This is a genomic window from Micromonospora sp. CPCC 206171 (assembly GCF_036906755.1).
GTDB classification, from domain to species: Bacteria; Actinomycetota; Actinomycetes; order Mycobacteriales; family Micromonosporaceae; genus Micromonospora; species Micromonospora purpureochromogenes.
The window spans coordinates 138752-152030 of sequence record NZ_JBAKHT010000002.1; the positions used below are offsets into that span (position 1 = coordinate 138752).

The 13279-nt window shown below is 74.4% G+C and carries 11 protein-coding genes; 3 read left to right on the plus strand and 8 right to left on the minus strand.

The features are described 5' to 3' along the window. Positions 1 to 83 precede the first annotated feature (83 nt). Genes V6U89_RS03365 through V6U89_RS03375 form a run of 3 tightly spaced genes read right to left on the minus strand, consistent with a single transcriptional unit; the run spans position 84 to position 2712 of the window. Entirely contained in the window at positions 84 to 845 is a 762-nt protein-coding gene (locus V6U89_RS03365; RefSeq protein ID WP_334569114.1) for a phosphoadenylyl-sulfate reductase, read from the minus strand. Further along, complete coding sequence (locus V6U89_RS03370; RefSeq protein WP_170285433.1) at positions 842 to 1003, minus strand: hypothetical protein; 162 nt, start codon at positions 1001 to 1003, stop codon at positions 842 to 844. Before V6U89_RS03370 ends, V6U89_RS03365 begins: the two co-directional genes overlap by 4 nt. Next, positions 1000 to 2712, minus strand: coding sequence for a nitrite/sulfite reductase (locus V6U89_RS03375; protein ID WP_334569115.1), 1713 nt, complete (start codon positions 2710 to 2712; stop codon positions 1000 to 1002). The genes V6U89_RS03370 and V6U89_RS03375 overlap by 4 nt, the downstream gene beginning before the upstream one ends. Before the next feature lie 977 nt (positions 2713 to 3689). Here V6U89_RS03375 and V6U89_RS03380 point away from each other — a divergent pair. Then, positions 3690 to 5330 carry a glycosyltransferase family 39 protein gene (locus V6U89_RS03380; RefSeq protein WP_334569408.1) on the plus strand — a complete coding sequence of 547 codons (1641 nt, stop codon included), beginning with the start codon at positions 3690 to 3692 and terminating at the stop codon, positions 5328 to 5330. Here V6U89_RS03380 and V6U89_RS03385 read toward each other — a convergent pair. Then, positions 5327 to 6862 carry a histidine kinase N-terminal domain-containing protein gene (locus tag V6U89_RS03385; RefSeq protein WP_334569116.1) on the minus strand — a complete coding sequence of 512 codons (1536 nt, stop codon included), beginning with the start codon at positions 6860 to 6862 and terminating at the stop codon, positions 5327 to 5329. The two genes, V6U89_RS03380 and V6U89_RS03385, sit on opposite strands and share 4 nt — an antisense overlap. Before the next feature lie 25 nt (positions 6863 to 6887). Continuing rightward, on the minus strand, positions 6888 to 7919 hold the full coding sequence (locus tag V6U89_RS03390) for an SIS domain-containing protein (protein ID WP_334569410.1): 1032 nt from the start codon (positions 7917 to 7919) through the stop codon (positions 6888 to 6890). A 183-nt stretch (positions 7920 to 8102) separates the two neighbouring features. Here V6U89_RS03390 and V6U89_RS03395 point away from each other — a divergent pair, with 183 nt between their 5' ends. After that, positions 8103 to 9938, plus strand: a complete 1836-nt coding sequence (locus tag V6U89_RS03395; protein WP_334569117.1) for a tetratricopeptide repeat protein — start codon at positions 8103 to 8105, stop codon at positions 9936 to 9938. Between the two features lie 112 nt (positions 9939 to 10050). Here the strand turns inward: V6U89_RS03395 and V6U89_RS03400 are convergent, their stop codons facing one another. Beyond that, entirely contained in the window at positions 10051 to 11637 is a 1587-nt protein-coding gene (locus tag V6U89_RS03400; RefSeq protein ID WP_334569118.1) for an MDR family MFS transporter, read from the minus strand. Between the two features lie 106 nt (positions 11638 to 11743). Here V6U89_RS03400 and V6U89_RS03405 point away from each other — a divergent pair, with 106 nt between their 5' ends. Beyond that, a complete protein-coding gene (locus V6U89_RS03405) occupies positions 11744 to 12337 on the plus strand; it encodes a TetR/AcrR family transcriptional regulator (protein ID WP_334569412.1) in 594 nt (197 codons plus the stop codon). On the opposite strand, the gene V6U89_RS03410 is transcribed toward V6U89_RS03405, so the two are convergent. Then, positions 12328 to 12840, minus strand: a complete 513-nt coding sequence (locus tag V6U89_RS03410) for a GNAT family N-acetyltransferase (protein WP_334569119.1) — start codon at positions 12838 to 12840, stop codon at positions 12328 to 12330. The two genes, V6U89_RS03405 and V6U89_RS03410, sit on opposite strands and share 10 nt — an antisense overlap. Further along, positions 12837 to 13052 carry a biotin/lipoyl-binding carrier protein gene (locus V6U89_RS03415; RefSeq protein WP_088973021.1) on the minus strand — a complete coding sequence of 72 codons (216 nt, stop codon included), beginning with the start codon at positions 13050 to 13052 and terminating at the stop codon, positions 12837 to 12839. Before V6U89_RS03415 ends, V6U89_RS03410 begins: the two co-directional genes overlap by 4 nt. Positions 13053 to 13279: the final 227 nt, after the last annotated feature.

The following is a 13279-nucleotide window of genomic DNA, read 5'->3' on the forward strand; positions in this document are numbered from 1 at the left end:
CGCCGACCCCGAATGGTCGTCGACCGGCACGGCCGGTCCGCCGGTTCCCGGCGCGGTCCGCCCCGCGCCGGGAACCGGTCCGGTCAGACGTGCAGGCCGCACTCGGTCTTCTCGAACATGGCCCAGCGGCCGGCCCGCGGGTCCTCGCCCGCCCTGGTGCGGCGGGTGCACGGCCAGCAGCCGATCGAGCCGTAGCCGCGGCTGAACAGCTCGTTGACCGGGATGTCGTACCGGGAGATGTAGGAGTCCACGTCGGCCTGGGTCCAGGCCGCGATCGGGTTGACCTTCACCTTGCCGCGCCGGGCGTCGAAGGTCACCACCGGCGTGTTCGCCCGGGTGGGCGACTCGTCCCGGCGCAGCCCGGCGGCCCAGGCGTCGTACCCGGCCAGGGCCCGCTCCAGCGGCTCCACCTTGCGCAACTGGCAGCAGTCGTCGGGCGAGCGGTTGAACAGCCGGGGGCCGTACTCGCCGTCCTGCTGGCCCACGGTCAGCCGGGGGCGGATCGAGCGGACGTTGACCGGCAGCCGGCGGGCCACCTCGTCGCGCACCTTCAGCGTCTCCGGGAAGTGCAGCCCGGTGTCGAGGAAGACCACGTCCACCCCGGGGGCGACCCGGGACACCAGGTGCGCCAGCACCCCGTCGGCCATCGAGCTGGTCACGCAGAACCGGTCGCCGAAGGTCTCGGCCGCCCAGCGGGCGATCTCCAGCGCCGGGGCGCCCTCCAGCTCCCGGCCGGCCCGCTCGGCCAGCGCGCGCAGCTCCTCCGGGTCACGCCCGGCCGGTTCGGCCGGCTTCGGGCCGCCGACGCCGACCAGGCCCAGGTTCGCGGCGGACACCAGGCTCATCGGGCCACCACCTTGGCGAGCAGGCCGGTGAACCGCACCGTGAAGACGCGGGCGCAGGCGTGGCACTCCCAGGCGCCGTGCCCGGCCTCGTTCGGCCGCAGGTCCTCCTCGCCGCAGTACGGGCAGTACAGCGGCGCGGAACGGGTTTCGCTACTCATCGAAGCTCCTCCTCGTCGACCCTGATCACCCAGTTGGCGAACGTCTCGCCCTCGCTCCGGCCGGCCAGGTAGCGGCGGGCCAGTCGTTCCACGTACTCCGGAAGCTCCTCGGCGGTGGTCTTCAGGCCGCGCAGCTTGCGCCCGAAGCCGGCGGTCTGCCCCTGGGCCATGCCCAGCCCGCCGCCGAGGTGCACCTGGAAGCCCTCCACCTGCCGGCCGTCCGGGCCGACCACCAGCTGCCCCTTGAGACCGATGTCGGCGACCTGGGTGCGGGCGCAGGCGTTCGGGCAGCCGTTGAGGTGGATGGAGATGTCGGCGTCGAAGTCGCGCAGCCGCTCCTCCAGCCGGGCCACCAGCTCCTCGCCGCGGCGCTTGGTCTCGACGATGGCCAGCTTGCAGAACTCGATGCCGGTGCAGGCCATGGTGCCGCGCCGCCAGGCCGACGGCCGGGCCTCCAGGCCGATCCCGCGCAGCGCGTCGACCAGGGACTCCGTCCGCTCCGGCGGCACGTCGAGCACCAGCAGCTTCTGGTACGGGGTGAGCCGTACCCGGTCGCTGCCGTGCGCCTCGACCGTGTCGGCCAGCTGGGCGAGCTGACTGCCGGAGACCCGCCCGACCACCGGGGCGGCCCCGACGTAGTTGCGGCCGTCGCGCTGGCGGTGCACGCCGATGTGGTCGACCGGCTTGTCGGGCAGCTCCGGGGCCGGGCCGTCGAGCAGGGTCCGGCCCAGGTACTCCTTCTCCAGCACCTCGCGGAACTTCTCCACGCCCCAGTCTGCGACCAGGAACTTCAGCCGGGCCCGGTTGCGCAGCCGGCGGTACCCGTAGTCGCGGAAGATGCCGACCACGCCGGCCCACACGTCCGGCACCTCGTTCAGCGGCACCCAGACGCCCAGCCGCTTGGCCAACATCGGGTTGGTGGAGAGGCCGCCGCCGACCCAGACGTCGAAGCCGGGGCCGTGCTCCGGATGGTCGACCCCGAGGAAGGCGACGTCGTTCGCCTCGTACGGGGTGTCGACCAGCCAGGAGATCGTCGTCTTGAACTTGCGCGGCAGGTTCGAGTACGCCTTGTCGCCGACGTACCGGCGGACGATCTCGTCGATCGCCGGGGTCGGGTCGAGCACCTCGTCCCGGGCCACCCCGGCGACCGGACTCCCGAGCACGATGCGCGGGCAGTCACCGCACGCCTCGGTGGTCTGCAGGCCGACGGACTCCAGCCGACGCCAGATCTCCGGCATGTCCTCGACCCGGATCCAGTGGTACTGGATGTTCTGCCGGTCGGTGATGTCGGCGGTGTCGCGGGCGAACTCCCGGGAGATGTCGGCGATCACCCGGAGCTGGGCCAGGTTGAGCTGGCCACCGTCGACCCGCACCCGGAGCATGAAGAACTCGTCCTCCAGCTCGTGCGGCTCCAGCACCGCGGTGCGGCCGCCGTCGATGCCGGCCTTGCGCTGGGTGTAGAGGCCCCACCAGCGGAACCGGCCACGCAGGTCCTGCGGGTCGATGGCGGCGAAGCCGCGGTGGGCGTAGATGTTCTCGATCCGGGCCCGGACGTTCAGCGGGTCGTCGTCCTTCTTGATCCGCTCGTTGGCGTTGAGCGGCTCGCGGTGGCCGAGCGCCCACTGCCCCTCGCCGCGCGGACGACGGGCTGCCCGGGCGGCGGGCGCCGCCGGGGTCTCCGGGCGGGCCGGGGTGCTGCTGACCGCCATCGCGGCGTCCTCCGTTGTCTGCTGTGCCTCGGTGGGTACGCGGGCGCGGCGGCCGACCCGTGGGACGGGCCGAGGACAACGGTGTCGGAACGGCCGGCGCGCACTACGCGCCCGAGACGGATGGGTCGGGCGTCGTCAGTGGGCCGGACAGATCGCGCTGCGCACGCGGCCGTAGTCGACGTGGCGGCGGGCCACGAAGCGGCGGACGACAGCGGCGGTCATGGGGCCATGCTGCCACACCCCCGGGGGGCCGGCCAACGAGCGCGTGCGCCATCCCACATCACGGGCCGCGCCCCCGCCGGCACCGCCCCTCGCGCTGTGACCTCCTTCCGCCGACCCTTCGGCCTCCGCGAATGGGTTGCCCGGTCAGGGCCCACAGCTGCCCGGTGTTCCCGCACGCCCGGTGCCTCTTCACGCCCGACGGTCCTTCAGGCCTGGTGCCTCAGGCCCGGCGGTCCTTCCCGCCCGGTCCCTCAGGCCCAGTGGTCCTTCCGGCCCGGTGGTTCTTCGGGCTCCGGTGGTCTCGCACGGCCCCTGCTGATCGACACGGCCTCCCGCACTCCTCGGGCGGCCCCTGGTCGGCTCAGACCCCTGCCACCACCTGCCCTGCGCCGGCCCTTTCGAGCTGATGTCGTGAACGAATCAACGGCCGCCCGCCGGGCCCCTGCGGTCACGTCATCGCACCGGCGAGCGGGGCCGGACGGGGGCGGAGAAAGAGCGGCGGCAGGCTGTTCGCCGCACTGGTGAATCGTCTACGACATCAGCTCGATAGGGCCCGCACGAGGCATCCAGCCACGCTTCCCAGCGCCAGCACCAGGCGCCCGGCCAAACTCTTAGGCCCGCACCAGGCGTCCGGTCGAGCTGTGCGGGACAGCGGTACGGCTCTGGCCGCGTGCTCGGGGATGGGCAGCGCGGCGGCCTGGGCCGCTGTGGCAGCGTGGCCCGGCGGGGTGTGGGACGCTCGGCGCGTGGGCAGTATGTCCGGAAAGCGGCATGCGGTGGAGGGGTGGGCGCGGCTCGTCTGGGTGCCGCCCCTGCTGGCCACGCTGATCGTCGGGCGCTACGGCATCGGCCACGCCCAGCCCTGGCGGGACGAGCTGGCCACCTGGAGTGCCGCCACCCGCCCGCTGGGCGACCTGCTCCGGCTCACCGGCACCGTGGACGCCGCCAACGGGCCGTACTACCTGCTCATGCACGGCTGGGTGCGGCTCTTCGGGGACTCGGCGACGGCGCTGCGGCTGCCCTCGGCGCTGGCCATGGCCGGGGCGGCCGGGCTCACCGCCGTACTCGGCAGGTGGCTGCTGGGGACGCGGGCCGGCCTGCTCGCCGGCCTGCTCTTCGCGGTCCTTCCCGGCACCTCCCGGTACGCCCAGGAGGCCCGCCCGTACGCGTTGGCCAGCCTCTTCGCGGTGCTGGCCACCCTGCTGCTGGTCGCGGCGCTGCGCCGGCCCTCGTGGACCCGCTGGGCCGGGTACGCGGTCGCCGTCGCCGCGCTCGGCCTGACCCACCTGCTGGCGCTCACCCTGCTGGCCGCGCACGCCGCGGTGGTGCTGGTCGCCTGGTGGCGCGGCCGCGCGGCGGCTGGCCTCGCCCCGTCGCCCGCACCGGCGGACGATCGGGACGGGCGGTTGCCGGTGCGCTGGCTGCTCGCCGTGCTGCCGGCGCTCGCCCTGCTCACCCCGCTGCTGCTCACCGCCCGGGGGCAGCGCTCCCGCCAGCTCGACTGGGTCGAACCGGCGCGGCTGGCCGACCTGGCGGCGCTGCCCGGCGGGGTAGCGCAGAGTTCGGTGGTGGGCGGCCTGCTGGTCGGGCTGGCCGCCCTCGGCGCGGTCCTGATGGGTCGCCGGGCGCTGCTGCCCGGCCTCTGCGTGCTCCTGCCGGTGCTGCTGGTCTTCGTCGGCGCGCTGGTGGTGGCCCTCTGGGTGCCCCGGTACCTGGTCTTCACGGTGCCCTTCGCGAGCGTGCTCGCGGGCGCGGCGCTGGCCGGCGCGCCGACGGCCGACCCGCCGGCAGAGCAGCGCGGGCCGGATGCGTCGGCCCGGGCCACGGCCGCCGGCCCAGCGGCGCCGGCGCCGGCAGCGTCGGCGTCGGCAGCTCGGGCGTTGGTGCCGGCAGCTCGGGCGTTGGTGCCGGCGGCGTGGGCGTCGGTGTCGGGGGCGCTCGCGGTCGTGGTGCTCGCCGGGCTGCTCGGCCTGCCCGATCAGGCGGCGCTGCGGCAGACGCATGGCTGGCCGCGCAGTGCGACGGTCGACTACCGGGGTGCGGCGCGGGTCGTCGCGGCCGGCCAGCAGCCCGGCGACGCGGTCGTCGTCCACCCCCGGGACGGCTGGCTCTTCCTCGACCTCGGGCTGGCGTACCACCTGGACGCCAGGCCGCGCGACGTGCTGGTGGTCCGCGACCAGCGGCAGCGCGCGGACCTCTGGGCCACCGAGTGCGCCCGGCCGGCCGAGTGCCTGGCCGGGGTGCGGCGGGTGTGGCTGGTGGTCGCCGGCCGGCGACCCGATCCAGTGGCGGCGGTGCCCGGCGCCAAGGGCGACGCGCTGCGGGCGGGCTTCACCGTCGGTCAGGTGTGGCAGCGGCCCGGCGTCACCGTCGCCCTGCTCACCACCCGCGGCTAGCCGCGCTCCCCGCGCGCCAGGGGCACGACCAGCACGGCCTCGGTGCCGCCGGCCGCGCCGGGGCGCAGCTCGATGCTGCCGCGCAGCTCCCCGGTGACGAGCGCCCGGACGATCTGCAGGCCCAGCCGGCCACCGCGCTCGGCGTCGAACTCGGCCGGCAGGCCACGCCCGTTGTCGGCGACCGAGACGTGCAACTGCTTGCGGAACCGGTGCGCGGTGACCACCACCTGCGGCGCTTCGCCGCCCTCCGGGCCGGCGGCGCCGCCCTCGCCGGCCGGCGGGAAGCCGTGCTCGACGGCGTTGAGCAGCAGCTCGTTGAGGACCATCACCAGCGAGGTGGCGATCTCGGCGGGCAGGACACCGAAGCTGCCCTTGCGACGCATGCCGACGCTCACCTCGGTCGCCGCGACCTCGGTCGCCGCGCTGGCCACCCGGTCGACGATCCCGTCGAACTCGACGGCCTCGTCGCTGGACATGGAGAGCGTCTCGTGCACGAGGGCGATCGAGGCGACCCGGCGTACCGACTCCTCCAGCGCCACCCGGGCCTCCGGCATGGACACCCGGCGGGCCTGGAGGCGCAGCAGCGCGGCGACGGTCTGCAGGTTGTTCTTCACCCGGTGGTGGATCTCCCGGATGGTGGCGTCCTTGGTGATCAGCGCCCGGTCGCGGCGGCGTACCTCGGTGATGTCGCGGACCAGCACCAGCGCGCCGATCGGCACGCCGGCCGGCATCAGCGGCAGCGACCGGGTGAGCATGGTGGCGCCCCGGGCGTCGATCTCCCGCCGGGGCGGGGCCTCGCCGCGCAGCGCGGCCAGCACGCCGTTGGCCGCGTCGGTCCCCTCCAGCGGGTCGCTGGCCAGCCGCCGGTGCAGCTTGGCCAGGTCCTCCCCCACCAGGTGGGAGGCGTAGCCCAGCCGTCGGTACGCCGACTGCGCGTTCGGGCTGGCGTAGGTGACCTTGCCGTTGGCGTCCAGCCGGACCAGGCCGTCGCCGACCCGGGGCGCCGAGGTGGTCTCGCCCGGGTGCCGGGGCGGCGGGAAGGTGCCGTCGGCGGTCATCTGGGCCAGGTCGTCGGCGGTGGTGAGGTAGTTCAGCTCCAGCTGGCTGGGCGTACGGGCCGTGGAGAGGTTGGTGTCCCGGCCCACCACGGCGACCACCTCACCGGACTCGCCGTCGGCGGCGCGCAGCCGGACCGGGATCGCCTCGTGCCGGGCGGGCACGTCGCCGTACCAGACCGGGTCGCCCTCCCGCCAGATCCGGCCCTGCCGGTAGGCGACCTCCAGGTGCGCCACCTCCGGCCCGCCGACGATCCGCCCCACCTGGTCGTCGAGGTACGCGGTGGGGGCGGTCGTCGGGCGGACCTGGGCGACGCAGAGGAACGTCCCGTCGCCGTCCACCGGCACCCACAGCAGCAGGTCGGCGAAGGAGAGGTCGGACAGCAGCTGCCAGTCCCCCGCGATCCGGTGCAGGTGGTCGATGTCAGCCGGCCGGAGCTGGGTGTGCTCCTCGGCGAGGTCGCGCAGCGTGGACACGAGACACAGCGTGCCACGCCGGGCCTCACCTCGTCGCGGTGACCTTCTTCAGCCCGCGCGGGGCGTCCGGGTCCTCGCCCCGGGCCAGCGCCAGCGACAGTGCCAGCCGTTGCAGGGGCAGGATGTCCAGCAGCGGGGCGTACCGCTCGTCGACCTCGGGCACGGCCATCCGGGTGGCCCCCTCGACCTCGGCGGAGCCGACCACCACCACGTCGGCGCGGCGCTCGCCGAGCCGGGGCAGCACCTCCTCCATCGACCGGCCGCCGGGGCCGGAGCCGACCACGGCCAGCACCGGCACGTCCGGGTCGGTCATCGCCAGCGGGCCGTGCAGCAGGTCGGCGCCGGAGAAGGCGAGCGCGGGCAGGTAGGAGGTCTCCATCAGCTTCAGCGCGGCCTCCCGGGCGGTCGGGTACGCGTACCCCCGGCCGGTGGTGACGAGCTGGCCGGCGAAGCGGTAGCGGGGCGCGAGCTGGGCCGGGGTGGGGTCGGTCAGGGTGCGCTCGGCCAGCCCGGGCAGGGCGTCCAGCGCGGCCCGCTCGTCGGCCGGGAGCACCCCGTCGCCGGCCCGGACGCCCTCGACCAGCATCAGCAGGGCCAGCAGCTCGGCGGTGTACGTCTTGGTGGCGGCGACCGCCCGCTCGTGCCCGGCGGCGATGTCGACGGAGAGTTCGGCGGTCTCGGCCAGCGGCGAGCCGGGCGCGTTGGTGACCGCCAGGGTGAGCGCCCCGGCGTCGCGGGCGGCGCGCAGCACCTCGGTGAGGTCGGGCGACCCGCCGCTCTGGCTGACCCCGACGACCAGGGCGTCGGAGAGATCCGGGCGCGCCCCGTAGAGGGTGACGACGCTCGGCGAGGCCAGTCCGGCCGGCAGACCGAGCCGGATCTCGGTCAGGTACGCCCCGTAGAGCGCGGCGTGGTCGGAGGTGCCCCGGGCGGTGAAGACCACGTGCCGGGGCCGCCGCTGCGCGATCACCGCCGCGACGCGGGCGATCGCCCCGGCGTGCTCGGCGGTGAGCAACCGGGCGTAACCGGCCGGCTGCTCGTCGATGTCGGCGGCCATCCCGGCCCCTGGACGCGTCACGGAAGCTCCTCCCACTGCGCGATTGCCGCGCGTTTCGTGCTCAGTCTTGCACCATTGTTCGCGTCTGAGCAATCGTACGAGCAGCAATGCGCAGTGGATCACCAGATCGGCGTGTCATCCCCTAGGCTTGCCCAGCCCTGGAACTGCGAGCGAGAGGCCGACGTGTCGGAGGGACCTGACGAACCCGTGCTGTCCGCCGCGGAGGAGCTCGCGCTCGCCCGGCTGGCGCTCGACGAGGGCGACCTGCCGCACGCCGCCGGCCACCTCGCCGCTGCCATCGTCCAGGCCCCGACCCTGCCCGAGGTGCACGAGACGCTGGCCCGCATCGCGGCGGCCTCCGGCGGCGACCTGGAGCTCTTCCCGCTCGGCCAGCGGGTCTTCGTCGGCGCGGTGGTGGCCCGCGCCCACCTGCTCGCCGCGGCCGGGCGCCCGGCCGAGGGGCTCGACCTGCTGGTCGCCGCCACCGGACACGCACCCGGGGTCGACTGGGCCGGCGTGCCCTGGGTGATCGCCCCCGAGCTGGCGCGCCGACTCGACCCGGAACGCGCCGCCCGGATCCTGATGCAGGTCTGCGCCGCCGTGCCCGACCCGGTGCCCCGGGCCGGCCGGCCGCCGCTGCTGCCGTACCTCACCCTCGCCCGCAACGCGGTGGCCGCGCATCCGCGCCACGCGCTGCTGCTGGGCGCGGCGTCCGCGCTGGCCCGGCGCCTCGGCGAGGTCGCCCTCGCCGTCACCTGGGCCAGCCGGGGGGTACGCGCCGAGCCGACCAAACTCGGCGAGGTCTGGCTCGGATACGCGTACCGCAGCGCGGGCCGGACCCGCGACGCCCTGGCCGCCCTGGAACGGGCCGTTGACCACGACCCCGACGACCTCGCCGTGTACGCGGACATCGCCGGCACCCTGGCCGACACCGGCCGCCTGGACGCGGCGCTGGAGTGGATCGACCGGGCGCTGGCCCGCGACCCGACGTTCGACTGTGCCGTGCACACCGCACACCGGCTGCGCTACCTGCGCGACGGGGACGTGGCGCACCTGGTCGCCCTCGCCGACTTCGTCCGCGACCATCCCGACGACAGCCACGAGCACGGCGACCTGGCCGAGTGCTGCCGGGGCCGGCCCTGGCTCGGGCAGGTCACCCCGGCGGCCGGGGCGTTGGTCGACGCGCTCCGCCGCGCCCTGGCCGCCGACGGCACGCCCGGTCCCTCGGTACGGCTGGCCACCGTCGAGCCGCCGAGCGCGATGCGTACCGTGGCGGCGGCCGTGCCGGGCCTCGACGTCGAGGTCACCGGCGTGGCCGACCCGGACCCGCGGGAGCCCCGCCGGGCCACCACCTGTCAGCTCTGGCGCTACGACGGCAGCATCGCCGCGCCCACCCTGCCGGTCCCCTCCGCCGACGCGGCGGACCGGGTCCGCAACCTGGCGCATCCCGCCTGGCCCCACCCGCCGGCCGCGTACGACGCCGCGGTGGGGCTGGCCACTCTGGAGCTGGGCGACCTGCTGGGGCTGCTGGTGCATCCGCCCGAGGCGCCCGCGACCGCGCTGGGGCGGGTGCTGACCGGGCAGGACCCGTCGCTCTGGGTGCGGTGCGTGCAGGTCTGGGCCTGCCTCGGCCTGCTGCACCACCGCACCGACGAGCCGTGGGCGGACTCGACGCGGCGCCGGGTGCTCGTCGAGCTGGTCTGGGGTGTCGAGGACTGGATCACCGAGGCGGCACTGTTCGCCCTGGTCACCGCCGCCTGGGTCGACCCCGCGGTCCGCCCCGACGTGGCCGGGATCGTCGCCGAGCGGCTCGCGGACGCGGCGGACGTGGCCCGGGACCGGCCCGTGCCGATCGCCACCTCGCTGGCCCACCTGGCGCTGGCCACCCCGGCTCTGGACGAGGCGACCCTCGCGCTCGCCGACCGGCTCGTCGCCGCCGCAGCGGCGCCACCGGCGCGCCGCCCGGGGTTGCTGGCCCGCCTCCGCGCCCGCCTGGCCCGCGCCCTCCGCCGCCCCTGACCCGTCCGACTGACCGCCATCCCCGCTCGCGGTTGGCCGACTGAGGCCGGAAAAGCGGCGCGGCCGCGTCGTACCCCGGGACGGGGACGACGCGGCCGCGACGGAGCGGGGGTCAGGCCACCGGGGCCTTGCCGAGGGCGGTCTCGGCCTGCTCCTCGGGGGTCGCCGCCGGCGGGGCGTCGTTGGACGAGCGCAGCGGGACCTCCTTGATGAACCAGGCGAGCACCGGCACCACGACGGTGAAGAGCACCGCCCACAGGAACACGTGGGAGATCGCGCCGGAGAGGCCACCGAGCACCAGCTCGCGCGCCTGGGCCGGCAGGTCCTTGAGCTTCTCCAGGTCCATCCCCCGACCCTCGCCGGTGCCGCCGCTGAACGCGCTGCCGGCAGCCGAGTCGGCGAGCCGGTTGGCGAAGATGGCGCCGAAGAGGGAGATGCCGAACGAGCCGCCGATGGAGCGGAAGAAGGTGGCCGCGCCGCTGGCCGCGCCGAGGTCCTTCTGCTCGACGCTGTTCTGCGCGATCAGCATCGAGGTCTGCATCAGGAAGCCCATGCCGACGCCGAGCACGACCATGTAGAGCGAGGACTCGGCCTTGCCGGTGTCCACGTCGAGGCGGCTGAGCAGCAGCATGCCGGCGGTCATCACCACGCCGCCGACGATCGGGAACATCCGGTACCGGCCGGTCTTGGTGATCGCCCGGCCGACCACCAGCGAGACCACCAGCATCCCGAACATCAGCGGGAGCAGCAGCAGGCCGCTGTTGGTGGCCGAGGCGCCCTGCACGGTCTGCTGGTAGAGCGGCAGGAAGTTCATCGCGCCGAACATCGCGAAGCCGAGCAGGAAGCCGACCAGCGAGATCAGCGCGAAGTTGCGGTTGGCGAAGAGCCCCAGCGGCAGGATCGGCTCGGGAACCCGGCGCTCGACGAGGCCGAAGGCGGCCAGCGCCACCACGGCGAGCACCGCCAGGCCGAGGATCTGCGGGGAGACCCAGTCGTACTCGTTGCCACCCCAGGTGGTGACCAGGACGATCGCGGTGATGCCGACCGAGAGCAGGGCGGCGCCGAGCCAGTCGATCTTGTGCTCGGTCCGGTACTTCGGCAGGTGCATGGTGGTGGCCAGCACCAGCAGCGCGACCCCACCCAGCGGCAGGTTGACGTAGAACGCCCAGCGCCAGGAGAGGTTGTCGGTGATGAAACCGCCGACCAGCGGACCGGCCACCATGGCGATGGCCATGATGCCGGCGATCATGCCCTGGTAGCGGCCGCGCTCGCGGGGTGGCACCAGGTCACCGATGATCGCCATCACGCCGACCATCAGGCCACCCGCGCCCAGGCCCTGCACCGCACGGAACGCGATCAGCTCGACCATGCCGTCGCCGGGGCCGCCGAGCAGGTCCGAGCCGGCCATCCCGCAGAGCGCCGAGCCGACCAGGAAGACGACCACCGAGGTCAGGAAGACCGCCTTGCGCCCGTACAGGTCGCCGAGCTTGCCCCAGATCGGGGTGGAGACCGTCGTGCCCAGGACGTACGCGGTGACGACCCAGGTGAAGTGGTCGACGCCGCCGAACTCGCCGACGATCCGCGGCAGCGCGGTGCTGACGATCATGTTGTCGAGCATCGCGAGCATCATCGCGATCATCAGGCCGAACAGCACGACCCTGACGTTGGGTCTCGCCGCCGTCTGGCTTTCCTGACTCATGGGTAAGCTCCCCCGGAGAAGTGACGCACTTACTTGCCGCCCGGCTAGTTACCTTACTAGCCGCACGGTAAGTTGGACAGCGAGAGACCGTCAAGCGAGTTGGGTGGTGCAGGTGAGGGAGAGCACAGGCGGCACGCGTGAGCGTATCCAGGCCGTCGCGCTGGAGCTCTTCACCGAGCAGGGGTACGAGCGGACCTCGCTGCGCGAGATCGCCGAGCGGCTCAACGTCACCAAGGCGGCGCTGTACTACCACTTCAAGAGCAAGGACGAGATCGTCAACAGCCTGGTCGAGGACCGGGTACGGCGGATCGACGAGCTGATCGCGTGGGCTCGGTCGCAGCCGCCCACCCGGGCCACCCGGCGGGCGCTGCTGAACAGGTACGCCGACATGATGTTCGCCAGCGAGCAGCCCTCGGTGATGCGGTTCTTCGAGCAGAACCAGACCGTGCTGAAGAGCCTCTCCGCCGGGATGCAGATGCGCGAGCGGATGCTGGGCCTCGCCGACCAGCTGTGTCAGGGCGACAAGTCACCCGCCGCGCAGCTGCGCGCGGCCCTGACCCTCTTCGCGGTGCACAGCAGCTGGTTCGCGGTGCGCACCCCGCACATCACCGACCAGGAGCGCAAGAAGATCGCGCTGGAGGTCGCCGACGAGCTGCTCGCCGGGATCGGTGAGCCGGAGCCCGACGCGGCTCAGGACTGACCGGTCAGCTCCAGCCGCAGGCCGAGCAGGTCCACCCCGGGCACCGGCGACCAGTCCTTCTCGCGCAGCCGGACGAAGCCCATCCGCTCGTAGAGCCGGTGCGCCGGCGCGGCGAACCCACCGCGTACGCAGATCACCACCGCCGTGCAGCCCAGCGCGGCGGCCCGGTCGACGCAGGCCCGGGCCAGCGCCGCCCCGGCACCCCGACCCTGGGCCGCCGGGTCCACGGCGAGCATCCGGAACTCCGCCTCGCCGGGACCGGACAGCTCCGCGTACGGGCTGCCGGACAGCACGAAGGTCACCGAGCCGAGCACCTCGCCGGTCGCCTCGTCCACGGCCACGAGCACCTCGCCGTGGGTCGCCCGGTGCGTCACGTCGGCGAGCACCTCGGCGTACCCGTGTTCGCCCTTGAGCTGCCCGTCCGCCTCGTACGCGGCCACCGTCAGCCGGGCGACGGCGGCGAAGTCGGCCGAGGTCGCCGGGCGGACCAGCGGGCCGGTCAATCGATCACCGCGATCAGGTCACCGTCCTGCACGACGTCGCCCTCGTTGACGGCGAGCTGCTTGACCACGCCGTCGGACTCGGCGACGACGGGGATCTCCATCTTCATCGACTCCAGGATCACGAGCGTGTCCCCCTCGGACACGGTGTCCCCGGCCGACGCGACGACCTTCCAGACGTTGGCCACCATCTCGGCACGGATCTCCTCGGCCATCTCCCGGCCCTCCCTCTCGCGATTGCCTGCCGACGTATCCAATCATGCGGCGGCACGTGATGGGCGGGGAGCGGCCGGCGCCACGTCCACGACCGGAAACGCCGCGCGCTCTCCCCGCCCCGGCGGACGATGGCGGGTACCGGCCGCACTAGCATCAGCGGGTCGGACCCGGCGCCGGGAGGACCGGTGCGTGCACCGGCGCCGAGGGTCGCCGCAGCAGGGATCCG

Excerpts from the sequence above, each read along its gene's own strand:
- V6U89_RS03375 (WP_334569115.1), bottom strand. The coding sequence starts at position 2,712 with ATGGCGGTCAGCAGCACCCCGGCCCGCCCGGAGACCCCGGCGGCGCCC.
- V6U89_RS03390 (WP_334569410.1), bottom strand. The coding sequence starts at position 7,919 with ATGGCCGCCGACATCGACGAGCAGCCGGCCGGTTACGCCCGGTTGCTC.
- V6U89_RS03365 (WP_334569114.1), bottom strand. The coding sequence starts at position 845 with ATGAGCCTGGTGTCCGCCGCGAACCTGGGCCTGGTCGGCGTCGGCGGC.
- V6U89_RS03370 (WP_170285433.1), bottom strand. The coding sequence starts at position 1,003 with ATGAGTAGCGAAACCCGTTCCGCGCCGCTGTACTGCCCGTACTGCGGC.
- V6U89_RS03415 (WP_088973021.1), bottom strand. The coding sequence starts at position 13,052 with ATGGCCGAGGAGATCCGTGCCGAGATGGTGGCCAACGTCTGGAAGGTC.
- V6U89_RS03380 (WP_334569408.1), top strand. The coding sequence starts at position 3,690 with ATGTCCGGAAAGCGGCATGCGGTGGAGGGGTGGGCGCGGCTCGTCTGG.
- V6U89_RS03400 (WP_334569118.1), bottom strand. The coding sequence starts at position 11,637 with ATGAGTCAGGAAAGCCAGACGGCGGCGAGACCCAACGTCAGGGTCGTG.